Annotated in this window: 21 protein-coding genes; 8 read left to right on the top strand and 13 right to left on the bottom strand. The window is 72.9% G+C overall.

Annotated features, from left to right (window positions below; all coding sequences use genetic code 11):
- From BM288_RS08295 to gabT, 3 genes are all read right to left on the bottom strand, one after another.
- The coding region (locus BM288_RS08295) for an aldehyde dehydrogenase family protein (protein WP_092917871.1) at positions 1-1,112 on the bottom strand (1,112 nt) is incomplete at its 3' end.
- 8 nt (positions 1,113-1,120) lie between these two features.
- Entirely contained in the window at positions 1,121-2,386 is a 1,266-nt protein-coding gene (locus BM288_RS08290) for a Glu/Leu/Phe/Val family dehydrogenase (protein WP_092917676.1), read from the bottom strand.
- Positions 2,383-3,726 (bottom strand): 4-aminobutyrate--2-oxoglutarate transaminase, encoded by a 1,344-nt coding sequence (gene gabT, locus BM288_RS08285; protein ID WP_092917674.1) that lies wholly within the window; start codon positions 3,724-3,726, stop codon positions 2,383-2,385. The genes BM288_RS08290 and gabT overlap by 4 nt, the downstream gene beginning before the upstream one ends.
- A gap of 109 nt (positions 3,727-3,835) precedes the next feature.
- Here gabT and BM288_RS08280 point away from each other — a divergent pair, with 109 nt between their 5' ends.
- Entirely contained in the window at positions 3,836-5,317 is a 1,482-nt protein-coding gene (locus tag BM288_RS08280; RefSeq protein ID WP_092917672.1) for a PucR family transcriptional regulator, read from the top strand.
- Positions 5,318-5,353: 36 nt separating this feature from the next.
- Here BM288_RS08280 and BM288_RS08275 read toward each other — a convergent pair whose 3' ends face one another.
- From BM288_RS08275 to BM288_RS08260, 4 genes are read right to left on the bottom strand one after another with little or no spacing between them, the layout of a single operon-like run.
- Complete coding sequence (locus tag BM288_RS08275; RefSeq protein ID WP_092917670.1) at positions 5,354-6,382, bottom strand: ornithine cyclodeaminase; 1,029 nt, start codon at positions 6,380-6,382, stop codon at positions 5,354-5,356.
- The gene (locus tag BM288_RS08270) at positions 6,379-7,854 is read right to left on the bottom strand and encodes an amidohydrolase (protein WP_092917668.1); all 1,476 of its coding nucleotides are present in this window, start codon (positions 7,852-7,854) and stop codon (positions 6,379-6,381) included. Before BM288_RS08270 ends, BM288_RS08275 begins: the two co-directional genes overlap by 4 nt.
- A complete protein-coding gene (locus tag BM288_RS08265; RefSeq protein WP_092917666.1) occupies positions 7,851-9,191 on the bottom strand; it encodes an MFS transporter in 1,341 nt (446 codons plus the stop codon). Before BM288_RS08265 ends, BM288_RS08270 begins: the two co-directional genes overlap by 4 nt.
- Positions 9,192-9,244: 53 nt before the next feature.
- Positions 9,245-10,486, bottom strand: coding sequence for a M20 metallopeptidase family protein (locus BM288_RS08260; RefSeq protein WP_092917664.1), 1,242 nt, complete (start codon positions 10,484-10,486; stop codon positions 9,245-9,247).
- Positions 10,487-10,606: 120 nt separating this feature from the next.
- Between BM288_RS08260 and BM288_RS08255 the strand changes: the two genes are divergently transcribed.
- Positions 10,607-11,626 (top strand): Lrp/AsnC family transcriptional regulator, encoded by a 1,020-nt coding sequence (locus tag BM288_RS08255; protein ID WP_177220306.1) that lies wholly within the window; start codon positions 10,607-10,609, stop codon positions 11,624-11,626.
- Positions 11,627-11,686: 60 nt separating this feature from the next.
- Here BM288_RS08255 and BM288_RS08250 read toward each other — a convergent pair whose 3' ends face one another.
- Complete coding sequence (locus BM288_RS08250) at positions 11,687-12,970, bottom strand: ArgE/DapE family deacylase (RefSeq protein WP_092917660.1); 1,284 nt, start codon at positions 12,968-12,970, stop codon at positions 11,687-11,689.
- A gap of 176 nt (positions 12,971-13,146) precedes the next feature.
- Entirely contained in the window at positions 13,147-14,046 is a 900-nt protein-coding gene (locus BM288_RS08245; RefSeq protein ID WP_092917658.1) for a LysR family transcriptional regulator, read from the bottom strand.
- 111 nt (positions 14,047-14,157) lie between these two features.
- Between BM288_RS08245 and BM288_RS08240 the strand changes: the two genes are divergently transcribed.
- On the top strand, positions 14,158-15,471 hold the full coding sequence (locus tag BM288_RS08240) for an MFS transporter (protein WP_092917657.1): 1,314 nt from the start codon (positions 14,158-14,160) through the stop codon (positions 15,469-15,471).
- A gap of 58 nt (positions 15,472-15,529) precedes the next feature.
- Positions 15,530-17,158, top strand: a complete 1,629-nt coding sequence (locus BM288_RS08235) for an amidohydrolase (protein WP_092917655.1) — start codon at positions 15,530-15,532, stop codon at positions 17,156-17,158.
- Positions 17,159-17,182: 24 nt separating this feature from the next.
- On the opposite strand, the gene BM288_RS08230 is transcribed toward BM288_RS08235, so the two are convergent.
- The 3 genes from BM288_RS08230 to glgX are packed head-to-tail and all read right to left on the bottom strand — an operon-like array spanning position 17,183 to position 22,232.
- The gene (locus BM288_RS08230; protein ID WP_092917653.1) at positions 17,183-17,611 is read right to left on the bottom strand and encodes a hypothetical protein; all 429 of its coding nucleotides are present in this window, start codon (positions 17,609-17,611) and stop codon (positions 17,183-17,185) included.
- Positions 17,608-20,019 carry a malto-oligosyltrehalose synthase gene (treY, locus tag BM288_RS08225; protein ID WP_092917651.1) on the bottom strand — a complete coding sequence of 804 codons (2,412 nt, stop codon included), beginning with the start codon at positions 20,017-20,019 and terminating at the stop codon, positions 17,608-17,610. The genes BM288_RS08230 and treY overlap by 4 nt, the downstream gene beginning before the upstream one ends.
- Positions 20,020-20,027: 8 nt before the next feature.
- Positions 20,028-22,232 carry a glycogen debranching protein GlgX gene (gene glgX / locus BM288_RS08220; RefSeq protein ID WP_092917869.1) on the bottom strand — a complete coding sequence of 735 codons (2,205 nt, stop codon included), beginning with the start codon at positions 22,230-22,232 and terminating at the stop codon, positions 20,028-20,030.
- 82 nt (positions 22,233-22,314) lie between these two features.
- Between glgX and BM288_RS08215 the strand changes: the two genes are divergently transcribed.
- Positions 22,315-22,704 carry a VOC family protein gene (locus BM288_RS08215; RefSeq protein WP_177220305.1) on the top strand — a complete coding sequence of 130 codons (390 nt, stop codon included), beginning with the start codon at positions 22,315-22,317 and terminating at the stop codon, positions 22,702-22,704.
- A gap of 35 nt (positions 22,705-22,739) precedes the next feature.
- Here BM288_RS08215 and BM288_RS08210 read toward each other — a convergent pair whose 3' ends face one another.
- Entirely contained in the window at positions 22,740-23,213 is a 474-nt protein-coding gene (locus BM288_RS08210; protein ID WP_092917649.1) for a YbaK/EbsC family protein, read from the bottom strand.
- Positions 23,214-23,347: 134 nt separating this feature from the next.
- Here BM288_RS08210 and BM288_RS08205 point away from each other — a divergent pair, with 134 nt between their 5' ends.
- From BM288_RS08205 to BM288_RS08195, 3 genes are all read left to right on the top strand, one after another.
- A complete protein-coding gene (locus tag BM288_RS08205) occupies positions 23,348-24,259 on the top strand; it encodes an EamA family transporter (RefSeq protein ID WP_318255416.1) in 912 nt (303 codons plus the stop codon).
- Positions 24,260-24,574: 315 nt separating this feature from the next.
- Positions 24,575-25,507: a GNAT family N-acetyltransferase gene (locus BM288_RS08200; RefSeq protein WP_092917645.1), complete on the top strand. Its 933-nt coding sequence runs from the start codon at positions 24,575-24,577 to the stop codon at positions 25,505-25,507.
- A 137-nt stretch (positions 25,508-25,644) separates the two neighbouring features.
- Positions 25,645-26,166, top strand: coding sequence for a hypothetical protein (locus tag BM288_RS08195; RefSeq protein ID WP_092917643.1), 522 nt, complete (start codon positions 25,645-25,647; stop codon positions 26,164-26,166).
- Positions 26,167-26,238: the final 72 nt, after the last annotated feature.

Here is a 26,238-nt window from a genome sequence, read left to right as displayed (position 1 = left end):
AAGAAGGAGCCGGGGCCGTCGATCGCCTTGCCTCCGGCGACGAGCGTCGCGCCGTCGGCGACGGCCGCGTCCACCAGGCGCACGGCGTTGTCGACGGCCTTGTCCTCGACCAGCGGGCCGATGTTCACGCCGTCCTCGGTGCCGCGGCCGACCTTCATCGCCTTGACGGCGTCGCCGATGCGCTGCGCGAACTCGTCGGCGACCGACTCGTGCACGATGAAGCGGTTGGCGGCGGTGCAGGCCTGGCCGATGTTGCGGAACTTCGCCAGCAGCGCGCCCTCCACGGCCTTGTCGAGATCCGCGTCCTCGAACACCACGAAGGGCGCGTTGCCGCCGAGCTCCATCGACGCCTTCAGCACGTTGTTCGCGGCCTGCTTCAGCAGGTTGACGCCCACCGGGGTCGAGCCCGTGAACGAGACCTTGCGCAGGCGCGGGTCGGCGAGCAGCCTCTCCGAGAGCGCCCCGGTCGACTTCGTGGTGATGACGTTGACGACACCCTTGGGCAGCCCGGCCTCTTCGAGCAGCGCGACGAGCGCGAGCGTCGTCAGCGGCGTGAGCGTCGCGGGCTTGACGACCGCGGTGCAGCCGGCGGCGAGCGCGGGGCCGAGCTTGCGGGTGGCCATCGCGAGCGGGAAGTTCCACGGGGTGATGAGGAAGCACGGACCGACGGGGCGGTGCGTGACGATCATCTGGCCGGTGCCCTCCGGGGTCATCGTGTACCGGCCGTCGATGCGCACCGCCTCCTCCGAGAACCAGCGCAGGAACTCGCCGCCGTACGCGACCTCCCCGCGCGCCTCGGCGAGCGGCTTGCCCATCTCCATCGTCATGAGGAGCGCGAACTCCTCCTTGCGCTCCTGCAGCAGGTCGAAGGCCTTGCGCAGGATCTCGCCGCGCACGCGCGCGGGCGTGCGACCCCAGGCCTCCTGCGCGTCGACCGCGGCGTCGAGTGCGCGCACGCCGTCCTCGACCGAGCCATTGGCGATCTGCTTGATGACCTCGCCCGTCGCGGGGTCGCGCACGTCGATCGTGCCCTGCTCGCCGTCGATCCACTCGCCGCCGATGAACAGCTGGCCGTGGACGGACTCGAGCACCTGGCTCTCGCTGTCGATCATCGTGTCGGTCACGGGTACAGTCCTCTCAGTCGGTGGGCCTCTGCGACGCGCTCGACGGCGATGCAGGTGGCTGCGGTGCGCAGCGAGGTGCCGCGCTGCTGGGCGCCCTCGAGCACGGCGTGCCATGCCGAGGACATGCGGTCGCGCAGTCGGTCCTCGACCTCGCGCTGGCTCCACCAATACGACTGGTTACCCTGCACCCATTCGAAGTAGGAGACGAGCACCCCGCCCGCGTTCGCGAGGATGTCGGGGACCACGAAGACGTCGCGCTCGGCGAGCATGCGGTCGGCCTCCGACGTCGTCGGGCCGTTGGCGCCCTCGACGACGACGCGGGCGCGGATGCGGTCGGCGTTGCCCTCGTGGATGACGCCCTCGACCGCGGCCGGCACGAGCAGGCCGAGCTCCAGCTCGAGCAGGTCGGCGGGGTCGATCGGCTCGGCGGCGGCGAAGCCGACAACGCTGCCGGTCAGGTCGACGTGCTCGCCGAGCGCGTCGAGGTCGAGACCGCCGGACGCGAAGACCGCGCCGTCGACGTCGCTGACCGCCTGCACGCGCACGCCCGCCTCGAAGAGGAAGCGTGCCGCGTCACGGCCGACCTTGCCGAAGCCCTGCACGGCAGCGGTCGCGCTAGAGGGCTCGATGCCGCGGTGCCGCAGCGCTTCGAGCGCGATGACTGTGACGCCGCGCGAGGTGGCGCTCGCCCGGCCGCGCGAGCCGCCGAGGCTCAGCGGCTTGCCGGTCACGACGCCGGGCACCGTGTAGCCGACGTTCGTCGAGTAGGTGTCCATGATCCAGGCCATGGTCTGCTCGTTCGTGCCGATGTCGGGCGCGGGGATGTCCCGCGCCGGCCCGATCATCGGCAGGATCTCGCTCGTGTACCGGCGCGTGAGGCGCTCGAGCTCGTCGAGGGTCAGCTGGCGGGGGTCGACGGCGACGCCGCCCTTCGCGCCGCCGTAGGGCACGTCGAGCAGCGCGCACTTCCACGTCATCCACATCGCAAGCGCCCGCACCTCGTCGAGGTCGACGGCCGCGCTGTAGCGCAGGCCGCCCTTCGCAGGTCCGCGCGAGAGGTTGTGCTGCACGCGGTGCCCCGTGAAGACCTCGACCTGTCCGTTGTCACGGCGCAGCGGGATCGCGACCGTCATCTCGCGGCGAGGGGTCGCGAGCATCTGCCGCATGCCGTCGCTGTAGCCGAGGATGTCGATCGCCTCACCGAGGCTCGTGCGCGCGTCGTCGAGCGGGCTCGCCGCCCGGCGCACCTCGATCGCGGTCATGCTGCGGCCAGCGCGTCGACGAGCACCTCGAGGCCCTCGCGCAGCAGGTCGTCGCCGATCGCGAGCGGCGGCAGGAGGCGGATGACGTTGCCGTCGGTGCCGCAGGTGAGCACGACGACGCCCTGCGCGTGCGCCGCGGCCGCCACGCGCGACGTGAGCGCCGCATCCGGCCTGCCCGTCTCCGCGTCGACGAGCTCGACCGCGATCATCGCGCCTTTGCCGCGCACGTCGCCGATGCGGGCGTCACCCCGCTGCGCCTCGGCGAGGCGGCCGAGCATGAGCCCGCCGAGCTCCTGCGCGCGCTCGACCAGGCCGTCCTCGAAGGCGGCGATCGAGGCGAGCGCCGCGGCGCACGCGACGGGGTTGCCGCCGTAGGTGCCGCCGAGGCCGCCCGCGTGCGGGGCGTCCATGATCTCGGCGCGGCCCGTGACGGCCGAGAGCGGCAGGCCGCCCGCGATGCCCTTGGCGGTGACGATGATGTCGGGCTCGATGCCGAAGTGCTCGGACGCGAACATCGCGCCCGTGCGCGCGAAGCCGGTCTGGATCTCGTCGGAGATGAAGACGATGCCGTGCTCGCGGGCGAACGCAACGAGTGCCGGCAGGAAGCCGTCGGCGGGCACGATGAAGCCGCCCTCGCCCTGGATCGGCTCGATGATGATCGCGGCGACGTCGTCGAGCTCGCACTGGCGGGAGATGCGCTCGATGGCGATGCGGGCCGCTTCCTCGCCCGAGAGCCCGTCGCGGAACGGGTACGACAGCGGCGCGCGGTGGACCTCGCCCGCGAACGGGCCGAAGCCGCGCTTGTACGGCATCGACTTCGCCGTGAGCGCCATCGTCAAGTTCGTGCGGCCGTGGTAGGCGTGGTCGAACGCGACGACCGTGCTCCGGCCCGTGTAGGAGCGGGCGATCTTTATCGCGTTCTCGACCGCCTCGGCTCCGGAGTTGAACAGCGCGCTGCGCTTGGCGAAGTCGCCGGGCGTGACGCGGTTGAGCGCCTCGCAGACGTCGACGTAGCCCTCGTAGCCGGTGACGGTGAAGCACGTGTGGGTGAAGCGCGCGAGCTGCTCGCTCGCCGCGGCCACCACGCCCGGGTGCGCGTTGCCGACGCTCGTCACGGCGATGCCGGAGCCTAGGTCGATGAGCGAGTTGTCGTCGGCGTCGACGATGACCCCTCCGCCGGCAGCGGTCACGAACACGGGCAGCGTCATGCCGACGCCGCTCGCGACCGCGGCCCGCTTGCGCTCCAGGATCGCCTGGGATGCGGGGCCGGGCACAGCGGTGCGCAGCCTCCTGACCTGCTCGAGCACCGGTCCGCCGGCGATCGTCGCCTCCATCGTCATCAAGTCCTCCTCGTGGGTGCGCGTCGTCGCGCGAGATGCCTCCACGCTAGGTCGGCGGACGTCGCGCTGCTCTGCCGCGTCGGCATGGTCTTGCGCCATACTTGCCACCATGGCAGCACGCGTTCCGGGCCCGGCGACGACCGAGGCGCTGCTCGACGAGGTCGGGCTCGAGCTCACGGCGCTCGTCGAGGGCGATGAGCGCCGGCGGCAGCCGATCGCGTGGGTCTCGAGTTCCGACCTCGCCGACCCGACGCCGTTCCTCGCACCCGAGCAGGTGCTGCTGACGACCGGGCGGCAGCTGCTCACGGGTGACATCGACGCGGCCCGCTACGTTCGATCGCTCGTCGACCAGGGCGTGCTCGCGCTCGGATTCGGCACCGGCGTGCATGCCGACGAGACCCCGGATGCGCTCGTGCAGGCGTGCACGGCGGCGGGCCTGCCGCTGTTCGAGGTGCCGTACACGACGCCCTTCCTCGCCCTCATCCGCTGGGCGGCCGAGGTCGCGAGCGCCCGCGACCGTTGGGCGGTGGCCGCGCAGCGCGCGCTCGCCGCGGCGGCGTCGGCGCCGGACGGCACCGCGGGCGTCGTGCGGCAGCTCTCGCGCGAGCTGGGCGCGACGGCGACGCTGCTCGACGCGCTCGGCGGCGTCCGGGACTCGTTCCCGGACGCGCCGAGCGCGCAGGCGGTCGAGCTTGCCCGGACGGCGTTGCGCGGCCAGCGCCGCACGACGCGCGTGTCCGCCGACGAGCGCGGCTGGAGCGTCGTGCACACGCTCGGCAGCGGCGCCCGCCAGCTGGGCGCGCTCACGGTGAGCGCTGACGAGCCGATGGACGCCGCCGGCCAGGCGATCGTCGGCAACGCCACCGCGCTGCTCGAGCTCGCGCTCGCCACGTCGACCACCGCGCGCGACCGCGTCGCCGAGCTCGAGAGCGCCATCATCGACCTCGCGCTGCGCGGCCATCCTCGCTCGGCGGCGATGGTGCTGTCGCAGACGGGCTCCGCGCTGCCGCGCGCGCCGATCGTCATCGCCGCGGCCAGCGCCCCGCGCCTGCGGCATCGCCTGCACGAGCTCGCGGGCCGGCAGGCGGGCGACGTGCTGTGGCGCATCGGCGACGATGGCGTGCTGGTGGTGGCGGAGGCGCGCCGCAGCGACGCCCTGCAACGGGCGCTCGCAGGGGTCGACGCGACGGCCGGGCTCTCGGCGCCGCAGACGTGGGCGGATGCGTCGACCGCGGTCGCGCAGGCGCGCTCGGCCCTGCGACGCGCCGAGCTCGAGGGCGCGGCGCTCGCCGTCTACGACCCGGCGGTCGACGGCCTGCTCGGCCTGCTCGACCACGCCGAGGTGCGGCGGGCCGCGCAAGCACGGCTGGGAGCGCTCGCGCGCGACACCACCGCCGCCGAGCAGGTCGCGCTCGCGCGGCTGTGGTTCGCGCACGATTGCAGCTGGGACGCGGCCGCCCGCGCCGCCGGCATGCACCGGCACAGCCTGCGCGATCGCGTGCGCGCGCTCGGCCGAGAACTCGAGGTCGACCTCGAGTCGTTTGCAGGCCGCGCCGCCCTCTGGGTCATGCTCTCGGCCGCCGGTCCGTAGTCGACGAACGGAAGGGCGCCAAAGGGGCGCGCCGGCTCAGACCGCCGGCACCGGAGCGCCGATGATGCCCCAGAGGTCCTTCGGATCCTCGGGCTCGGCGACCAGGTCGATCTCGATCGAGTGGCCCGTGCCCTGCACGCGCTCGTGCAGGAAGCGCAGCGCCGAGAAGTCCTCGATGGCGAAGCCGACCGAGTCGAAGATCGTCACCTGCTGGTCGCTCTCGCGCCCGGCGGCCGAGCCCGCGATGACCTGCCACAGCTCGGTGACCGCGAAGTCGTCGCCTTGATGCTGGATCTCGCCCTCGACGCGGGTCTGCGGCGTGTGCTCGACGAACACCGGACCGCGGCGCAGGATCGCCGGCTCGAGCTCGGTCTTGCCGGGGCAGTCGCCGCCGATCGCGTTGATGTGCACGCCGGGCTCGATCCACTCATCGAACAGCACGGTGGCGAGCGCCTTGTCGGCAGTGCAGGTCGTGATGACGTCGGCGCCGCGCACGGCATCCTCGCCGCTCGTGGCCAGCCGCACCGTGAAGCCGAGCGCCTCGAGGTTGCGCTGCGCCTTGCGCATCGCCGCCGGGTCGACGTCCCAGATCGCGAGCTCCTGGATGCCGAGCGCGGCGCGGTGGCCGAGCGCCTGGAACTCCGCCTGGCTGCCCGCCCCGATCATCGCCATGCGCTTGGATCCCGGGCGGGCCAGGATGCGCGAGGCCATGGCCGAGGTCGCCGCGGTGCGCAGCGCCGTCAGCAGCGTCATCTCGGCGAGCAGCACGGGGTAGCCGTTGTCGACATCGGCGAGCGCGCCGAACGCGGTGACGGTCTGGTAGCCGCGGCCGGGATTCGAGGGGTGGCCGTTGACGTACTTGAACGCGTACAGCTGCCCGTCGCTCGTGGGCATGAGCTCGATCACGCCGATGGGCGTGTGACTCGCGATGCGCGGCACGAGGTCGAAGGACTGCCAGCGGGCGAAGTCCTGCTCGATCGTGCGGGACATCTGCTCGATGATCCGCTCGGGGCCGAGGTCTCTGGTCCATGCCGCCATGTCGGCGACGCCGACGAATGTGGTCATCGGATGCGCTCCTCTCTCAGGTGAGTGATGCCGCCATCGCAGACGGTCGCCCAGGCGGTCGCCTCGGGGCTGCGCAGCAGCGGGTCGTCATCGAGCAGCACGAGATCGGCGCGCGCGCCCGCCTCGACCACCATCGTGCCGTCGGTGGAGGCCGCGAGGGCCTCGCGCCGCGAGATGGCCTGCTCAGGATGCCATGGCGTCGTCCCGCGCCCGACGGCGGCGTCGATCGCCAACCAGGGGTCGAGCGGCGCCACGGGCGCGTCGGAGCCGAGCGCGAGCGTGACGCCCGCGTCGAGCATCCAGCGGAGCGCGAAGGCTCGCTCGGTGCGGTCTGCCCAGACGGCGTCCATCACCGGCGCGTCGTCGAGCAGGTGGGCAGGCTGCACGCTCGCCTCGATGCCGAGCTCGGCCAGGCGCTCGACGGCGCCGGCCCGCACGAGCTGCGCGTGCTCGATGCCGCCGCGTGCGCCCGTGGCCGCGAACGCGTCGAGGGCGATGTCGACGGCGGCGTCGCCGATCGCGTGCACGGCGACGGCGAGTCCACTCGCCTCGGCACGCGCGAGCAGGCGCTCGAGCTCGGCGCCGGGCACGCTCTGGATGCCGCACGGGTGCGCCGCGGCGCGCTCGTCGCCCGCCGGCAGCAGGTAGGGCTCGCAGCAGTGGGCGGTGAGCGTGCCGAGCGAGCCGTCGGTGATGATCTTCAGCGGCCCCTGCTCGACGAGCGGGGCGAGCGACGACCCGGTGCACAGCGATCGGCCGATCGCCTCCTCGACGAGCACCGGGTAGACGGCTGCGCGCACGCGGGCGGCAGGGCGGGGTCGGCGCGCCCAGCGATCCCACGCTGCGCCGAAGCCCATGTCGACGATGCCGGTGACGCCGCGCGCGGCCGCCTGCTCGAGCGCGTGGAGCGCGCGACGGTCGATCGCGGCGGCGTCGTCGAGCTCGTGCAGGCGCTCGAAGACCGCGAACCACTCGGCCTCGTGCAGCGCAGCGTGATGCTCGGCCGGGTCGAGGCCGAGCACGCGCTGGGCGGCGGAGCTTAGCCAGCCGTTGTGGCCGTCGCCCGAGATGAGCGCGACGACGCGGTCGCCGGCGACCGCGTCGAGCGACGCCGTGCGCGGCACGGCAGCCCAGCCGGAGGAGCGGTAGCCCATCCCGATGACGGCGGCGGGCCCGGGTGCAGCGGCGAGCCGTGCGGCGACCGCGTCGAGCACCTCGGCCTCGGAAGCGGTCGCGTAGAGGTCGAGCCGCTCGGGCATCGCCGAGCTCTCGTCGAGGTGCACGTGGCGGTCCCACAGGCCCGGGATGCACCAGCGCCCCGCGGCGTCGAGCACCCGCTCGTCATCCGCCGGGGCCAGGTTGCCGACGGCATCGACCACGCCGCCGCGCAGGCGCATCGCGGTGGGTGCGTCCGCGCGGCCGGTCGCGAGGTCGACGATCCGCGCCCCGGTGATGAGCAGCGATTCGCTCATCGTGCGCGCGCCGCCGCGCGCTCGGCGTACACGTCGCCCTCATCGCCGAGCACGCGGCCGCGGGTCTCGGGCATGATCAGCACCGTGATGCCGGTGATGACGAGCAGCACCGTCACGTAGGTGAGGAACGCCCACGGGCCGTAGGTCGTCGAGAGCCACGTCTGCAGGTAGAGCGAAGTGCCGCCGAAGATCGCGACGGTGATCGCGAGCGGCAGCGCGACGCCCGCGGTGCGCACGCGGGTCGGGAAGAGCTCGGCCATGATCGCGGGCGAGATGGCGCACGGCGCGGCGATGAAGAGCCCGGCGATCGTCATCGCGATGCCCAGCTGCACGGGGTCGCCATTGATGAGTTGCGAGAGCGGGAAGAGCAGCGCGATCGACCCGACGATGCCGATGAGCATGACGGGCCGACGGCCGATCCGATCGGAGAGCGCGCCCCACAGCGGCAGCACGGCGATGAAGATCACGTTGGCGATGATGCCGGCGACCAGGATCGACGTCGGCTCGGCCTGCAGCACCGAGATCGAGAACGCCGAGGCTGCGACGATCCAGTAGTAGTAGACGACGGTGAGACCGATGCTGAGGCCCGCGACCGTGAGCGCGGCGCGGCGCGAGGCCCAGAAGTCTGCCCACAGGCTCGGCTTGGGCGCGGCGTCCCCGGGCAGCTCGATCTGCTCGGTGAAGGTGGCCGACTCGTGCATGCGGGTGCGCATGTAGAGCGCGAAGAGCCCGCCGACACCGGCGATGAGGAAGGGGATGCGCCAGGCCCACTCGGTCACGGCCTGCGTGCCGATCGTGGCGGTGAGCACCGCGCCGAGCACGAGGCCGCCCATGGCGCCGACGGTGCCGGAGCCGTAGATGAGCGACGACCAGAGGCCGCGGCGCGCGGGCGGTGCCTGCTCCGAGAGGTAGGCGCCGGCGGCGGGCTGCTCGCCGCCGTAGGCGAGGCCCTGCCCGAGTCGCGCGACGACGAGGATGACGGACGCGGCGACGCCGATCGTCTCGTAAGTGGGCGAAAGCCCGATGACGCCGGAGGAGGCGGCGATGATGCCGACGGTTATCGCGAGCGTGCTCTTGCGGCCGATGCGGTCGGCGAGCCGGCCGAAGAGCAGGCCGCCGACGGGGCGCGCGAGGAAGCCGACCGCGAAGACGACGAGCGTCGAGAGGAAGGCCGAGACCGGGTCGGCGGACGAGAAGAAGCTCGCGGCGAAGAACGGCGCGAAGGTCGAGTAGATCGACCAGTCGAACCATTCGAGCGCGTTGCCGACTCCGGTGCCGGTGAGGGAGTGCTTGCGCTGCGGCGCGACGTGCACGGTCGTGGGGGTGGCGGTGGTCATGGCGGTGCCTTTCGGGAGGGCGTCGCTTGCCGGCGACGGGCCGTCGACGCTCGTCATCCCCGCGTCGTCGCGAGCTGGGCGAGCCGTCGTGCGGCGAGGGAGGCGTAGACGGCGGCGCCGTCCACGAGCACGCCGTCGTCGAAGACGGCGTGGGGGCTGTGGTTGTCGGCCACGGCGGCCGGGTCGGCGCCCGCTGGTGCCGCGCCGAGCACGAGGAACGCCCCCGGCACCTCGGCCAGCACGCGACTGAAGTCCTCGGAGCCGCTGAGCGGCGCGGGCAGCTCCTGCACCCGGTCGTCGCCGAGCAGTGACGCGGCGACGTCGATCGCGAAGCGCGCCTCGAGCGGGTCGTTGAGCGTCACGGGGTAGCCGTCGAGGTGCTCGACCTCGGCGCGCGCGCCGTGAGCCTCGGCGATCGAGCGCACGAGACGCGCTGCCTCCTCGCGGAACGCGGCGCGCGCGGCGTGCGACCAGGAGCGGACGGATGCGGTGAGCTGCGCGGTCTCCGGGATCGCGTTGGGTGCGCGGCGGTCGCCCGCCGCGAGGTGGCCGATGCCGACGACGATGGGATCGAACACGTCAACGCGACGGGTGACGTAGGACTGGAGCGCCAGCACGCACTCGGCGGCCACGGGCACCGGGTCGACGGCCAGGTGCGGCGCGGAGGAGTGGCCGCCGCGGCCGTGGATCGTGACCGCGAAGCCGTCGGCGGCGGCCATGATCGCGCCTTCGCGGGTGGCGATCGTGCCGGGCGGGTAGCGGGAGGACATCACGTGCAGGGCGTAGGCGGCGTCGGCGCGGCGGCCGGCGGCGTCGAGCACGCCCTCGCGCACCATCACGGCGCCACCGTCGTGCATCTCCTCGCCGGGCTGGAACATGAGCACGACGTCGCCGGGCAGCTCGTGCCGACGTTCGGCGAGGATGCGGGCGGCGCCTGCGAGCATGGCCGTGTGCAGGTCGTGCCCGCAGGCGTGCATGGCGCCGGGCACCTCTGATGCATAGGGGACGCCGGACTGCTCGTCGACGGCGAGCGCGTCCATGTCGGCGCGCAGTAGCACGGCCGGCGCATCCGGGCCGCCGCTGCCGCGCAGCACCGCCGTGATCGACGAGCAGTCCTGGCCGAGCGTGATCTCGAGCGGCAGGTCGGCGAGTTCGTCGAGCACCTTGCGCTGCGTGCGGGGCAGGTCGAGGCCGACTTCGGGGTCGCGGTGCAGGGCGTGGCGCAGCGCGATCATGCGCTGCTCGATGCTGGCTGCGGCTTCGTCGATGCTGCTGGCGGTGGCGGTGGCGTCCATTGGCACCTCTCTTCGGGTCTGCCAGCCAGCATCCGCCGATCCGCAGCGCAGGCCGTGTCATCATGGGGAATTGGCATTCAGCGCATGGTTCATCTCAGGATCGTGCGTCAAGGGGGGGCTGTGGACTCGGATCATGCGGCACCGCTGCCCGACGAGACTGACCTGCGGCTCGCGCACCTGCTGCAGATCGCTCCGCGCGCGAGCTGGGCCGACGCCGCTCGGGTGCTGGGCGGCTCGCCGACGATGCTCGCGTCCCGCTGGCGCCGGCTGGAGGCCGACGGCTCGGCGTGGCTGAGCGTCTACCCGAACCCGCAGGCGACCGGCTGGCAGACGGCGTTCGTGGAGCTCGATGTGCGTGGCGTGCGGCTCGCGCGCGAGGAGGTGCTGCAGCGGCTGTGCGCGCAGCCCGCCGTCGTGGGCGTGAGCGAGACTGACCGGCTGGGCTCCCTGACCGCGACGGTCTTCGCGCCCGACCAGCCCGCGCTCGTGGCGCTGCTGCTCGACGAGCTGCCGCAGCTCGTGCCAGGCATCGACGCGATTGTGCGCATCGCGGTGCGCGTGCACGCCGAGGGCGCCCAGTGGCGGCTCGATGCGCTCACCGAGCGCGAGCAGCGCGCGGCCGCCGGGCTCGCTCCGGCCCGCGCCGGCCAGCCGCGCGTGGAGCGCGCCGGGGACGACGCGGTCATCGCGGCACTCATCGAGGCGCCACGAGCGCCCATCGCGACCCTCGCGCGGACCCTGGGGCAGCATCCGACCACGGTGCACCGCCGCGTGCAGCGGCTGCTGGCCGACGGGTCGGTCTCGATGCGCTGCGACCTCTCGCCCCGCAAGGCTGGCTGGCAGGTGGAGCGCACCTGGCTGCTCGAGGCGCCCATGCTGCCGCTCGACGCCGTCGCGGCGCGCCTGCGCGGCATGCGGGAGCTGCGGCTCGCAGCCTCGCTCTCGGGCGATGCGCAACTGGCGGTCACCGCCTACAGCCGCACGCTCGCCGCCTCGGTCGCGCTGGAACCGCGCATCCTCGATGCATTCCCCGAGGCGCGCGTCGTCGGGCGCGTGCACCACCTGCGCACGCGCAAGCGCATGGGCCGGGTGCTCGACGCCGAGGAGCGGCCGGTCTCGCGGCAGCCGCTCCCGGCGTAGTCGAGGCCATCGGCCGAGCCCACGGCGCACGCGCAGCAGTCGCGTCACCGTCGGTGCGCGCTACGCCTCGGTGACGCCGCACCACTCGGCGATGAAGAGGGCCATCGCCCTCGTCACGCGGCGCACCGATTCGAGCTCGACGCCCTCGTCGGCGCCGTGCAGGCGGATGCCGCGGGGCCCGTAGACGAGCGCGGGAGTGTCGGCAAACAGTCCATAGCAGCGCGAGTCGATGTAGCCCGCGACCGCAGCCGACGCGAGCTCCTCGCCCGCGGCCTCGCGGTGCGCAGCGGCGAGCACGGCCTCGGCCTCGCTGCCCTCCTCGAGCACGTAGCCGTCGGCGTAGAAGCCGAGCCGCTCTGTCTCGGCCCGCACGCCGTCGAGGTCCGCGATCGCCGTCTCTACCCGCTGCTGGATCTCGGCCCAGCACTCGTCGACGTCCTGCTCGGGCAGGAACGAGACGCGGATGCCGAGCTCGCACATGTCGGGCACGCTCGAGGGCCAGTCGCCCGCACGGATCGTGCCGATGTTGAGGTTGAGCGGATGCTCCTGGTCGGCGAAGTGGGCGGAGCCGGGCACGAGCGCGTTCCACGCCTCCTCCATGCGCCGCAGCTCGGCGATGGTCGCGTAGGCCGCGTCGATCGCGTTCGTGCCGACCGACATCTCGGAGGCGTGCGCGGCCTTGCCGTAGACGCGCACGCGGAACCAGATGACGCCGACGTGGGCGCGCACGACAGAGTCGCCCGACGGCTCCGAGATGATCACGGCATCCGCCTGGTAGCCGCGCTGCAGGCACGCGATGGTGCCGTTGCCGGTCGACTCCTCTTCCGGCACCGACTGCAGGTGCACGCGGGCCGCCGGGCGCAAACCCGCGGCGCGAAGCGCGTGCAGCGCCCACACGTTGGCCACGACACCGGCCTTCATGTCGCCCGTGCCGCGGCCGTACATCCAGCCGTCCTCGGTGTGCGGCTCGAACGGGTCGCGACTCCAGAGCTCGCGCGAGCCGGTGGGCACGACGTCGACGTGGCCGTTGATGATGAGCGACCGGCCCTCCGCGGCGGCGCCGGGTGCGGGCTCGAGCGTGCCGACGACCACCTCGGTGTCGTCGTAGTCGACCGCGATGGCGCCGGCGCCGGGGTGCTCGGCCAGGGATGCCGCTTCGAGCGTCCAGCGGTCGACGGTCAGGCCGAGGTCGCGCATCCAGGTCTCGAGCAGGTCCTGCGCCTCGCGCTCCTGCCCGCGCAGCGACGGGATCCTGACGAGCTGCTCGGTCGCTCGCAGCTGCTCGTCGAATGCCGCATCGACGGCGTCGACGACGGCCTTGCGCTGCTCGGGGGTGGGTCGCACGGGGTGCCTCCTTGCACTCGATCCTGCGGATCGGCCGCCCGACCGATCCCGCCCGCGGTCGCGCACGATGGCGCACCGACGGCTCTGCCAGTCTCTGTCGTCGCCGCCGCGCACGGCCAATGCCGCGAGCGCATGGGGCTATGCGGCCGGCGGCCGGCACGCGAGCGCCGGCAACCTCAGCCGTCGTCGCCGAGCGCCTCCCCCATGTGCTCCTGCTCGAGGCGCAGGCGCATGAACGCCGCCATCTGCTCGGCGAGCGCGGCGATCGATGCGCTCGCATAGTGGCCGCGCTCCCAGCCGGCGTGGAGCGTGACTGCGAGCGGCTCGCCGCGGTGCCTGAGCGGCACGTGCACCAGCCCGAAGGCGGCTGGCTCGATCAGGAGCGCGGCCCCGTGCCCGGCGGCCGCCCGCGCCTGCGCGATCGTCGCGTTCGAGGTCATCGCTGCGTGCTCGATCGCGAATCCCGCGACCTCGGCCGCGTGCCGCACGGTGCGCTCCACCGCCGAGCCGAAGCCCGGCACGAGCAGCGGGCCGGCGGCGAGCTCCTCGAGCTCGACCGAGGCACGGTCGGCGAGCGGGTGCGGCGGCGGCACGTGGCAACGGATGCGCGCGCGTGCGAGCTCGACGCCTCGCAGCATCGCAGGCGGCGGCGAGGTGTTGATCGCGATGTCGGCGCTCAGGCGCAGCAGGCCGTAGACGTCGGCGGGTGCGGCCGGCTGAATGTCGGCGACGGCGCCGCCCGCGGCGATGAACGGCGCGACGAAGAAGTTGCCGGTCGTCTCCGGGCACGCGACGGTGAAGACGCTCTGCCCCGCGGCGTGGTCGGCCATCGCGGCCGCGGCGCGACGGCTGCGGCGCACGAGATCACGCGCGAGTGGCTCGAGCCGCTCCCCCGCGGCCGTCGGCCGCATCCCTGCGGTTGTGCGGCGAAAGAGCCGTGCGCCCACTTCGCGCTCGAGCGCCGCGATCTGGCGCGAGACGGTCGGCTGCGTGAGGAAGGCCTCGTCGGCCGCCGCCGACACCGATCCGTGATCGAGCACCGCGAGGAAGAGCTCGAGCGCGCGCGGAGCCATCATGCGCACATCGTATATCGGTCATGCGCTTCGGCATTGGACGCGCATACGCCCGAGGGGGCATCCTGTCGAAATCCCGCGGCATCGCCCGCCCTCGAACCCAGCAAGGACGCTATGAGCACCGCCACCCCGACTCCGACGACCGAGCAGGCGGCGCGTCAGCGCCGCTCCATCGTCGGCGCATTCATCGGCACCGCGATCGAGTGGTACGACTTCTACATCTTCGGCACGGCCGCGGCCCTCGTCTTCGGTCGCGTCTTCTACCCCGAGATCGACCCCGCCGCGGCGTTGCTCGCCTCGTTCGCGACGTTCTGGGTGGGCTTCCTCATGCGCCCGGTCGGCGGTATGGTCTTCGGCCACTTCGGCGATCGCCTCGGCCGCAAGAACATCCTCGTCATCACGCTCATCATGATGGGCACCGCGACGACGCTCATCGGCGTGCTGCCGACCTACGCGCAGATCGGCATCGCCGCACCCATCCTGCTCATCCTGCTGCGCGGCATCCAGGGCTTCGCCGTCGGCGGCGAGTGGGGCGGCGCCGTGCTGCTCTCGACCGAGAACGCGCGCGCAGAGAAGAAGGGTTTCGCCGGCGCCTGGGTGCAGCAGGGCTCACCGGCCGGCTCGATCCTCGCGACCGTGCTGTTCATCATCGTCAGCGGACTGCCCGACGACCAGTTCGTGCAGTGGGGCTGGCGCATCCCGTTCCTGCTCTCGGCGGTGCTGGTCATCGTCGGCCTCGTCATCCGCATGAAGGTGGAGGAGTCGCAGGACTTCGTCGAGGCCAAGCAGCAGCAGCGCACCGTCAAGGCACCCGTGCTCGTGGCGCTCGCGACCGCGCCCGGTCTCGTCGCGCTCGGCATCGCCGCGTCGATCATCGGCATCTCGCTCGCCTACTTCACCAACACCTTCCTGCTGGCGTGGACGACCGGCGAGCTCGCGATCGACCGCCAGGTAATGCTGAACATCCTGCTCGGCATGGCCATCCTGCAGTTCATCTGGCAGCCCATCGCCGCGCTCATCGCCGAGCGCGTCGGCGCGACGCGCGTCATGGTCGGCGGACTCGTGCTCGCGACCGTCATGGTCGTGCCGTTCTTCATGGCGATCGGCGCCGCCTCGCCCACCTGGATCGCGATCACGCTCTACATCACGGCGCTCGGCGGCACCGCCTACTACGCGCTGCTGGCCAACGCGCTCGCGTCGGCGTTCCCCGCCCACATCCGCTACTCGGGCATCTCGCTGAGCTACCAGCTGTGCGCGACGCTCATCGGCGGCTCGACGCCGCTCATCGCCCAGTGGATCCTCGTCGCGACCGACGGCAGCCCGTGGGGCGTCGCGAGTTACTACGCCGCGATGCTCATCGCCACGATCGGCGGCGTCTGGGGCCTCGGGGTCGCGGCGCGCCGCCGCGCGGAGCCGACCACCGACTGACGTCTGACGACACGACCGCATTCGACACGAGACACCTACACGAGAGCAGAGGACCACCATGCGCATCGACGCGATCTTCACGGGCGGCCGCATCCGCACCTTCGACCCGGCCAGGCCCACCGCCAGCCGCATCGGCGTGCTGCACGGGCGCATCGTGGGGCTCGACGAGGAGCTCGACGGCGCGCAGGCCGACCGCGTCATCGACCTGGGCGGGCAGCCGGTGCTGCCCGGGTTCCACGACGCGCACTACCACCTCTCGCTCACCGGCGCTCGGCTGGCCGCGCTCAACATCCGCCCGACCGCCGTGCGCTCGCTCGAGGAGCTCTACCGCGCGGTCGAGCAGCACGCGGCGACGCTGGCGCCCGACGAGTGGGTGCGGGCCTCGGGCTACGACCAGAACTTCCTCGAGGACCACCCCACCGCCGAGGGCCTCGACCGCGTCGCCGGCGGCCGCCCAGTGCTGCTCGAGCACGTCTCCGGTCACATGACGGTCGCGAACACGCGCGCCTTCGAGCTGGCCGGCTATCCGGGCCGCGAGGGCGTGCCGGCCGTCGACGGCGGCGGCATGCCGCGCGATGCGGACGGCCGTCCGCTCGGCCTGCTGCAGGAGCAGGCGATGCAGCTCATCTACCGCCTCGTGCGGCCGATGCCGCTCGACGACGTGCAGCGCAACGTGGGGCTCGCGAGCGAGCAGGCGCTGCACTACGGCCTGACCTCGGTCACCGAGCCCGGCATCGGCGCCGTCGACATGGTGGGCAACACGCCCGTCGACTACCACTCCTACCAGCAGGCGATCGAGCAGGGCACACTCGGCGTGCGCACCACGCTCATGCCGTTCGTGACGACGCTGCACGACATCGACCGCATGCCGGAGTGGTTCGGGCTCGACCTCGGCATCCGCACGGGGCTCGGCGACGACATGCTGCGCGTGGGCCCGGTGAAGGTCGTCTCCGACGGCTCGTTCATCGGGCGCTCGGCGGCGATGCACCGCTGCTACCGCGGCGAGGCCGACAACGACGGCGTGCTGCTCTTCCCCGAGGCGACGCTGCGGGACTTCATCGTGCGCGCGCACGCCTCCGGCTGGACCGTCGCGACCCACGCGATCGGCGACCGCGCCGCCGACCTCGTGCTCGACGCCGTGGAGGAGGCGCAGCGTCGGGTGCCGCGCCCAGAGGTGCGCCACCGCATCGAGCACTTCGCCCTCGCGACCGACGAGCGCATCGCGCGTGCGGCCACCCTCGGCGTCATCCCGGTGCCGCAGGGCGTGTTCATATCGGACTTCGGCGACGGCATGGCCGAGGCGGTCGAGCCCGAGCTGCGCGACCTCATCTATCGGGTCAAGTCGCTCGCCGACGCCGGCATCGTGCTCAACGGCTCCACCGACTCCCCCGTCTCGGACGGCAACCCGCTCGTGTCGATCCAGGACATGGTGCTGCGCCGCACGGGCTCGGGCGAGCTGCTCGGCCCGGACGAGCGCATCTCGGCCGAGGAGGCCGTGCGCGCCTACACCTACGGCTCGGCGTACGCCGTGAGCCAGGAGCACGACAAGGGCACGCTGCGCGTCGGCCAGCTCGCCGACTTCGTGACGCTCACCGACGACCTGCTCGCGATCGAGCCCGAGCGCATCCGCGAGCAGCAGGTCACCGCGACCGTCGTCGGCGGCGAGGTGCGCTTCGGCGAGCTCTGACGACGCCTCGCTCGTGCGCGCGAGTCATCGTTGAGGCTCGCGCGCATCGAACCAGTCGTCCGAGCTCGGCAGGAACAGCACCCCCGCGAGCAGCAGCCAGACCGCCGACAGGACGAGGGCCAGGAGCACGTCGCCCGTGGCGATCGCGCCGATGATCCGGCTGATGGCCGTCACGCCCGCGATCGTCAGCAGCGCCCAGCGGCCTTCGACGCGGCCCCGGGTCGCTGCGACGAGCGCGATCGCCTGGCCGATGACCACGGCGGATGCGGCGAGCAGCGGCACGAGCACCGGCCCGGTCGCGGGGAATCGGAGTACGCCCGTCGCGAGCAGCCCGAGCGCGGTCGAGTCGATGCCGTCGGGCTCGGCGCCGACGAGCGCCAGCACCAGCAGCACCGCGCAGCCGAGCAGCAGCACGGCGTGCGCCCGGAAGCTCGCGGTGAGCCAGCCGGTCACCGGCGAGCTCGCGCGGCAGGCGGCGCGCCCTCTGCATCGCCTGCGCCGGCCGACGGATCGGCCGAGGTCGTCAGCAGCGCGACCGGCAGGGCGCTCAGCAGCACGCCGACGGGCACCTCGCCGCCGGCGATCGCGCGGCCGGTGAGCAGTTCGCGCCAGCCGCCCGACCCCTCCGGCGGCTCCGGCAGCCGGATGCTCGTCTCGCCCCAGCCCCCGCGCGCCTCCAGCGCGATCGGCAGCCGGGTCGCGATCGCGATCGCGCCCCCGCGGTCGTAGGCGAGCACATGCTCGGCCGCGTCGCCGTGCGCCAGCAGCGGCGTGTAGCCGCCGAAGCGCTCCGGGTGCTCGCGGCGCAGGCGCAGCGCCTCGCGCACGAGCCGGGTCTTGGCGACCTCCAGCTCCCACTCGCCCGACAGGGGCTCGCGCGCCTGCTCGCGGAGCGCATCCATCCGTCCCCAGTCGATCGGACGGCGGTTGTCGGGGTCGACGAGCGAGCGCTCGAGCGCCTCGGAGCCCTGGTAGACGTCGGGGAAGCCGGGGATCGTGAGGTTGAGCAGCTTCGCCGAGAGCACGTTCGAGCGGAAGCCCGCCTCGGTCTCCGCGAGGAACGCCTCTACCGCCCTGCTGGCCGGGCCGGCCACGACGTTGCGCACGAGCTCAGCCAGCTGCGACTCGAAGCTCGTGTTCGGGTCGGTCCAGTGGGTGTGGGCGTCTGCCTCACGGGCGGCCTTGCGCATGTAGGCGACCAGGCGCTCCTCGCTCGCAGGCCACGCGCCGACGACCGCCTGCAGCAGCAGGTTGACGAAGGCCCGGCCCTGCATGGGTGCGAAGATGAGCAGCTTGTCGAGCAGCGCCTCCCAGGTGCTCGGCAGCTCGGCGATGGTGGTGATGCGCGCCCGCACGTCCTCGCCGCGCTTCGTGTCGTGGGTGGAGAGCGCGTTCATCGCGTGCGGCCACTCGGCCTGCCGACTGCCCATCAGCGCGTGGAAGTCGGCCGGCTCGATCGAGAACACCTCGGGGTCGCCGCCCACCTCGTTGAGGCTCGTCAGCCGCGAGTAGCGGTAGAAGGCGGTGTCCTCGACACCCTTCGCCATCACCATGCCGCTGGTCTGCTGGAAGCGCAGCGCCACGGGCTGGCGGGGGTTGCCGAGCACCGGCAGCAGCTCGTCGATGGTGGCGGCCAGGTCGGGCCGAGCCGCCTTCGCCCGCTCGGCGGCGGTGCCGAGATGCTCGCGCCCCTCCGGCAGGTAGGAGCGGTAGACCGGGAAGGAGGCGAGCAGCTCGGCGAGCGCGTCGGCGGTGTCGGCCGGCGCACCCTGGGTCTCCGTGTACCGGTCACCCCACGCATCCGCTGCCCGCACCTCGCGCTCGAGCCGCAGCACCTCCGCACGCAGGATGGTGTCGGCGATGCGGCGCTTCGTGCCGCGCGTCATCGCCGACCAGTCGACGCTCTCGCCGCCCCGCAGCCGCGCGTCGAGCGCGTCGAGCGTCGCGGCGGCCGAGCCGTCGGTGAGCACCCGGTCGATGGCGCCGAGCGTGTCGTAGCCGGTGGTGCCGGCCGTCGCCCAGCGCGGCAGCTGCTCGCCCGGCTCGAGGATCTTCTCGACCAGCACGAAGGCGCCGCCGGTGAGCCGGTCGAGGTCGTCGAGGTAGCCGGCCGGGTCGCGCAGCCCGTCGGGGTGGTCGACGCGCAGCCCCTGCACGAGCCGCTCGTCGAACCAGCGCTCGATCTCGACGTGCGTCGCCTCGAACACCTCCGGCAGCTCCACCCGCACCGCCGCGAGCGACGAGACCGCGAAGAAGCGACGGTAGTTCAGCTGGTCGTCGCCCATCTTCCAGTGGCCGAGCCGGTAGTGCTGCCGCTCGAGCACCTCTTGCGGCGTGCCCTCGCCGGTGCCGGGAGCGACCGGCAGCCTGGTCTCCCAGTAGCTGAGGCTCTCGCGGTCGTTCGCGAGGCTCAGGTGCGCGACGGTGCCGTCGTCGGACCAGTCGTCGTCGCCGACGATCGGCAGCAGCAGCCTGCCGCCGCCTGCCTCCCAGTCGATGTCGAAGGCGTCCGCGAGCGGGCTCTCGGGCCCCTCGCGCAGCACCTCCCACCACCAGCGGTTCATCTCGGGGGTGGCGACGCCCATGTGGTTCGGCACGATGTCGACCAGCACGCCCATGCCGAGCCTGCGCGCCTCGGCGGCCACCGCATCCAGCCCCTCAGCACCGCCGCGCGCGGGGTCCACCTGCGCGTGCGAGACGACGTCGTAGCCGTGGTCGCTGCCCGGCTCGGCCTGCAGGATGGGCGAGAGGTAGACCCAGTCGACGCCGAGGTCGGCGAGCGCCTCGAGCCGCGCCGCCGCGTCGAAGAGGGTGAAGCTCTCGTTGATCTGCAGTCGGTAGGTGCTCTGCGGCGTGCGCACGGCTCTCCTCAGGATTCAGTGGCGGATGCGTCGTCGGGGTCGGGCGCGGACGACGCGCGGTTGGCGGCGATCGAGGCTGCGACCGAGAAGTCGGCCTCCACCGGCTGCGCGTGCTGGCGCAGCAGCGCGAATGAGCGGGGCGCGAGCGTGGCCGCCTCCCCCGCGCGCAGCGGGTCCTCGCGCTCCTGCGTCGCCCCGGTGTCGATCAGCACGTCCCACGCCTCGGCGTACTCTGCGGGCGGCATCGTGAGCTCGCGCTCCTCCTCGGAGGCGTTGCAGTAGATGAGGAAGTGGCTGTCGACGATGCGCTCGCCGCGCTGGCCGCGGCCGGGGATGCCGTTGCCGTTCAGGTACATCCCGAGCGTCTTCTCCGCCTCCATCGTCTGCCAGTCGTCGCCGGCCATCGGCGTGGCGTCGGGACGCAGCCAGACGATGTCGTTCAGCCGCTCGCCGTCGCCGGTGCGCACATCGCTGCCCGTGAAGAAGCGCTTGCGGCGGAAGGCGGGATGCTCGCGGCGCAGCTGGGCGACGGCGGCGGTGAACTCGATGAGCGGCTGGTCGATGCTCGACCAGTCGATCCAGCTGAGCTCGGAGTCCTGCGCGTAGGTGTTGTTGTTGCCGCGCTGGGTGCGGCCGAGCTCGTCGCCGTGCAGCAGCATCGGCACGCCCTGGCTCAGCAGCAGCGTCGCCAGGAAGTTGCGCTGCTGGCGCGCCCGCACCTGCAGGATCTCGGGGTCGTCGGTGGGCCCCTCTGCGCCGTAGTTGTAGGAGCGATTGTGGCTCTCGCCGTCGTTGCCGTCCTCGCCGTTGGCGTCGTTGTGCTTCTCGTTGTAGCTCACCAGATCGCGCAGCGTGAAGCCGTCGTGGGCGGTGACGAAATTGATGGATGCGACCGGTCGCCTGCCCGACTGCTCATACAGGTCGGCAGAGCCGGCCAGGCGGGTCGCGAACTCGCCGAGCGCGGTCGGCTCGCCGCGCCAGAAGTCGCGCACCTCGTCGCGGTACTTGCCGTTCCACTCGGCCCACACCGGCGGGAAGTTGCCCACCTGGTAGCCGCCCGGGCCGATGTCCCACGGCTCGGCGATGAGCTTCACCTGGCTCACCACCGGATCCTGCTGCACCAGCTCGAAGAAGGTGGAGAGCTTGTCGACCTCATAGAACTCGCGCGCGAGGGTGGCGGCGAGGTCGAAGCGGAAGCCGTCCACGTGCATCTCGGTCACCCAGTAGCGCAGGCTGTCCATGATCATCTGCAGCGAGTGCGGGCGGGAGACGTTCAGGCTGTTGCCGGTGCCCGTGTAGTCCATGTAGTGCTGCTCGTCGCCCTCGACCAACCGGTAGTAGGCCTGGTTGTCGATGCCGCGCCAGCTGAGCGTGGGGCCCATGTGGTTGCCCTCCGCGGTGTGGTTGTAGACCACGTCGAGGATCACCTCGATGTCGGCGTCGTGCAGCGCCTTCACCATGGCCTTGAACTCCTGCACCTGCTGGCCGCGCTCGCCGGTGCCGGCGTACTCGGCGTGCGGGGCGAAGAAGCCGAGCGTGTTGTAGCCCCAGTAGTTGCGCAGCCCCTTCTCGACCAGCACCGCGTCGTGCACGAACTGGTGCACGGGCATCAGCTCGATCGCCGTGACGCCGATCTTCTTGAGGTGGGCGATGATCGCCGGATGCGCGAGGCCCGCGTAGGTGCCGCGCAGCGACTCGGGCACATCCGGGTGGGTCTGGGTGAGGCCCTTGACGTGCGCCTCGTAGATGATCGACTCGCTCAGCGGCGTATTGGGGTGGCGGTCGCCGGTCCAGTCGAAGAAGGGGTTGATGACGACGCCCTTGATCATGTGGGGCGCGGAGTCCTCCTCGTTGAAGCTGAGGGGGTCGCCGAAGTTGTAGCTGTGCAGCGGCTGGCCCCAGTCGATCGTGCCGGTGGTGGCCTTCGCGTAGGGGTCGAGCAGCAGCTTCGCCGGGTTGTGCCGCAGGCCCCGCTCAGGCTCGTAGGGGCCGTGCACCCGGTAGCCGTAGCGCTGGCCGGGCTGCACCGTCGGCAGGTAGCCGTGCCAGACGTAGGCGTCGACCTCCTTGAGCTCGACGCGGGTCTCCGTGTCGTCGTCGTCGAACAGGCACAGCTCGACCTTCTCGGCCGACTCCGTGTAGAGCGCGAAGTTGGTGCCTGTGCCATCGAAGGTGGCGCCGAGCGGGTAGGCCTCGCCGGGCCAGAGCTGCAGGTCGGATGCGGTATCGGTCACGGTGCCGAGTGTAGGTCGCGCGCTTCGGCGGCGGCTGTGGGTGTCCGGCTACGGTGGCGACATGATCGCGCTCCACCACGTCCAGCTCGCTGCACCCTCAGGTTCCGAGCACGCGGCGCGGGCGTTCTGGATCGACGGACTGGGACTCACCGAGGTCGCGAAGCCCGCGGCGCTGCAGGCGAAGGGCGGCTGCTGGTTCCGCGCCCACGATGGCGAGCGCGTGACGGCCGAGATCCACGTCGGGGTCGAGGATCCGTTCGCGCCGGCACGCAAGGCGCATCCCGCACTGGTCGTGGACGACGGCGGCGTCCTCGACACGCTGGCCGCGCGGCTCCGGTCAGCCGGCTTCGAGGTGGACGAGCGAGAGCGGCACAGCTTCGACGGCTATCTGCGCTTTCACACGGCCGACCCCTTCGGCAACCGCGTCGAGGTGCTCGCGCCGCTGGCGTGAGCCAGCCGGCTCGATCCGGAAGACGCGGCTCGACGTCAGTCGCCGACGACGCGCTCCTCGCCGCCGGTGATGCGCAGCAGCTCGTCGTAGCTGAGCATGAAGACGGTCTCGGCGACGCCGGCGGCGGCGGAGAGCTGCGGGTAGTCGCGCAGCGCGACGTCGACGATCGTGCGGATCGGCGCCGGATGCCCGAGCGGCGCCACGCCGCCGATCACCTGGCCGGTCGCCGCACGCACCTGCTGCGGCGTCGCCCGCTCGATCGGCCCCTCGCCGAGCTGCTCGGCGAGCGCGACCGTGTCGACGCGATGGCGACCCGAGGTCATCACCAGCAGCGGCGCATCCGCCATCCAGAAGATGAGCGAGTTGGCGATCGCGCCCACCTCGATGCCGAGCGCCGCCGCAGCGGCCTTCGCCGTGTGCACGCCCTCCGGGAAGTGGATGATCTCGCGCTCGATGCCGAGCTCGCGCAGCTGCGCCTGGATGGTCGCGGCCTTCGGGGGGAGCGTCATGCGCCCATCCTGCCCGACCGCGTCGGATGCGCCCGCCGGGCGCTCGGGCCGACGAGCCCGGGCCAGGCTGCGCCTGCACCAACAGCCGAGCGGCTGATGCCGCTCGCGCGGGCGGGCGCGCCTACGCTGGAGCGGTGCCCAACTTCCGTCGTCTCTCCACCGGCGGTCTGCTCGCGGGCGTGCTGCTGGTGCTGTGCTCGATCGCGTCGGTGCAGTTCGGCGCCTCGATCGCGAAGACGCTCTTCGACCGCATCGACCCGGCGGCGCTGACCCTGCTGCGGCTCGGGATCGCGGCGGGCGTGATGCTGCTGATCGCGCGCCCGGACATCCGCTCGTGGAACCGCGCGGCCTGGCGCTCGATCGTCTTCCTCGGCCTCTCGCTCGCGGCGATGAACCTGCTGTTCTACCTCGCGCTGCCGCGCATCCCGATCGCCGTCGCAGTGACGCTCGAGCTCATCGGACCGCTCGTGCTCGCGCTCGTGCAGTCGCGGCGCGCCGTCGACTTCGCCTGGGTGGGGCTGGCTGCGATCGGCGTCGGGGTGCTCGGCGCGCAGTCGATCGGCGGGGCGCTCGATCCGCTCGGCGTGGTCTTCGCGCTCGCCGCGGGCGTCTGCTGGGCCCTGTACATCCTCGCCTCCGCCGCGGTGGGGCGGAACGTCGCAGGCGTCGGCGGCCTCGCGGGCGCGCTCGTGATCGCGATGGTCGCGGTGCTGCCCTTCGGGCTGCTCGGCGCGATCGACGCGCTCGCTGCTGACCCCGGGGTGCTGCTGCCGGCGTTCGCGGTGGCGATGCTCTCGAGCGCGATCGCCTACGGCCTCGAGCTGCTCGCGCTGCGCCGCGTGCCGACCCGCGTGTTCGGCATCCTGATGGCGCTCGAGCCGGCCGCCGCGGCGATCTTCGGGTTCCTGGTGATCGGCGAGCTGCTGGGCACCTGGGATCTGGTGGCGCTCGCGCTCGTGGTCGCCGCCTCCGCGGGGGTCGCGCTCACCGCCGCGCGGGTGCGGCCGATGCCGCCGACGACGGGCCAGATGCCGCTCGTGCCGTGATCCGGCGCCCGCTACGCACCGTCGAGCGGTGGAGCTGCCTGCGACTGGTGGCCCTGCGCAGGCACCGCTCGCGGGCAGCTCCACCGCTCAGCCAACGGCACGCTCCCTGGCGTGCCTCGACCGCGCCGCACCGGCACTGCTACGCTCGCCGCACCCCGGTTCGCCATCCACTGGCATGCCCGGGCCATCGAGAGGAGGCCGCGATGTTCACCCGCACTGCCGCCCTCGTCGACCGCACCTCCCTGTAGGCCTGCGCCCTCGAGGTCGGCTCACCGTCTAGCGACGTGCGCTGCAGGTCGCCGACTGGAGGACGACATGGAGCTCCGCTCCCCCGCCTCGACCGACGAGGCACTCCGCTGGCTGCGCGCCAGCACCTTCACCATCGACACCCCCGCCAACCGAGCCCGGCTGGCGGCCGACTCCCTCGAGCGCACCTTCGACAAGGGCCACCGACGGCCCGACCTCGTCTGGGCGGCGACCGAGGGCGAGCACGTGCGCGGGCTGGTCGCCGCGCGCGATTTCGGCGAGGTCCGCCTCGTCGACGTGCTGTGCCTGCCCGACGACCAGGAGGCATCCGCCGGCCTGCTGCGACAGGCCACCGAGTGGGCGCTGCCGAGCGACGAGGCCGAGGTCTCGTTCGGCGGCCCCGCCGAGCGGCCGCTCGAGGATCCGCGCGTGCAGGCGGTGCTCGGGCCGCTCGCTGCGCTCGCCTGGCGGGTGCTCGTGACCCGGCGGCACTACGAGCTGCCCAGCGATGCGCTCACCGCCCGCGCGACGCCCGGGCTGCGGCTCGAGCGGGCCGCGCCGGGCGACGAGGACCGGCTGGCCTCGCTGCTCGAGCGGGTGCTGCCCGGCTCCCTCGACGTGCGCGACCAGCTCGCGGTCGCGGAGCACGGGCTCGAGATCGCGGCGCAGCGCTGGGCGCGCGAGCTGCTGCAGGCCGACCCCATCGACTGCATCCGGTTCGCGGTCGAGGAGAGCCCGGACGGCCGACGGGACGCGGGCATGGTCTCGTGGATCACGCTGCCGAGCGGCACCGGGCTGGTGCTGCAGGTGGGCGTCGCCGAGCCCCACCGCGGGCGCGGGCTGGGCCGCGAGCTCGTCGCGGCTGCGACGGCGGAGCTGCTGGAGAGCGGCGCGCACACGCTGATCGCCGACACCGACGACGCGAACGTCCCGATGCAGCGGGCCTTCGCGGCCGAGGGCTGGCACGCCACCGAGTCGCGGATCGACCTGCACCTGCCCTAGCGGCAGGCCCCACCCGGCCGCGCTGGGTGTGCAGTTGTTGCGCGGATCGGCGAGGTTCAGCGCAGCAACCGCACACTCGGCCGGGAGCGGGCGAGCGCGGCCCGGGCGTTCGGCGAGGGGCGCGGGATGATGGATGCGTGGACGGGCACGACGAGGAGGCACGGCGGTGGGCGCCGCCGGGCCATCCGGCCGCGCGCGATGGCGGCGGCGAGCCGCAGCCCGAGCAGCAGCCGACCTCGGCGGCCGCACCCTGGACCCGCGGTCTGGGGCCGGCGCGGAGGCCGCGGGACGCATCCGTCACCCCGCCCTCGGAGATCGAGGCGCCCGAGCTGCCGTGGGTGGCGCCGCTGGAGTCGGCGGCGGACGGGCAGCGCGAGAAGTCGATGCTGCCGCTGGCCATCGGCGTCGCGCTGCTGGCGCTGCTGGCGTGCGTGCCGCACTGGGTGGCGCCGACCATCGCGCTGATGGTGGCGCTCGTGGGCGTGCCGATCGCGTGGGGGTTCCGGCGCATCTCGCAGGGGCGGCGGCGCGTGCAGTACATCGTGGTGGTGCTGTCGCTGCTACTGATCGCAGCGCTGTCGGTCATCGCGCCGCTGACCTGGCTGGAGCTGGGCGTGCTGCAGCCGCTGACGGTGCCGGACGTGCCCGCGCCCGAGTGAGCGGCGCCGGCCGAGCGCTCTGGCCGAGCGCGTCGGCGGGGCGCGTCGGGCGATCGCGCCGGCGGAGCGTGC

Source organism: Agrococcus baldri, from assembly GCA_900114805.1.
Lineage (GTDB): Bacteria > Actinomycetota > Actinomycetes > Actinomycetales > Microbacteriaceae > Agrococcus > Agrococcus baldri.
This window is presented reverse-complemented; position numbering and strand designations above follow the sequence as displayed.

What these genes read in the sequence shown, in the direction of transcription:
- BM288_RS08290 (WP_092917676.1), bottom strand. Translation starts at nt 2,386, where the DNA reads ATGACCGCGATCGAGGTGCGCCGGGCGGCGAGCCCGCTCGACGACGCG.
- gabT (WP_092917674.1), bottom strand. Translation starts at nt 3,726, where the DNA reads ATGACGATGGAGGCGACGATCGCCGGCGGACCGGTGCTCGAGCAGGTC.
- BM288_RS08280 (WP_092917672.1), top strand. Translation starts at nt 3,836, where the DNA reads ATGGCAGCACGCGTTCCGGGCCCGGCGACGACCGAGGCGCTGCTCGAC.
- BM288_RS08275 (WP_092917670.1), bottom strand. Translation starts at nt 6,382, where the DNA reads ATGACCACATTCGTCGGCGTCGCCGACATGGCGGCATGGACCAGAGAC.
- BM288_RS08270 (WP_092917668.1), bottom strand. Translation starts at nt 7,854, where the DNA reads ATGAGCGAATCGCTGCTCATCACCGGGGCGCGGATCGTCGACCTCGCG.
- BM288_RS08265 (WP_092917666.1), bottom strand. Translation starts at nt 9,191, where the DNA reads ATGACCACCGCCACCCCCACGACCGTGCACGTCGCGCCGCAGCGCAAG.
- BM288_RS08260 (WP_092917664.1), bottom strand. Translation starts at nt 10,486, where the DNA reads ATGGACGCCACCGCCACCGCCAGCAGCATCGACGAAGCCGCAGCCAGC.
- BM288_RS08245 (WP_092917658.1), bottom strand. Translation starts at nt 14,046, where the DNA reads ATGATGGCTCCGCGCGCGCTCGAGCTCTTCCTCGCGGTGCTCGATCAC.
- BM288_RS08240 (WP_092917657.1), top strand. Translation starts at nt 14,158, where the DNA reads ATGAGCACCGCCACCCCGACTCCGACGACCGAGCAGGCGGCGCGTCAG.
- BM288_RS08235 (WP_092917655.1), top strand. Translation starts at nt 15,530, where the DNA reads ATGCGCATCGACGCGATCTTCACGGGCGGCCGCATCCGCACCTTCGAC.
- BM288_RS08215 (WP_177220305.1), top strand. Translation starts at nt 22,315, where the DNA reads ATGATCGCGCTCCACCACGTCCAGCTCGCTGCACCCTCAGGTTCCGAG.
- BM288_RS08210 (WP_092917649.1), bottom strand. Translation starts at nt 23,213, where the DNA reads ATGACGCTCCCCCCGAAGGCCGCGACCATCCAGGCGCAGCTGCGCGAG.
- BM288_RS08200 (WP_092917645.1), top strand. Translation starts at nt 24,575, where the DNA reads ATGGAGCTCCGCTCCCCCGCCTCGACCGACGAGGCACTCCGCTGGCTG.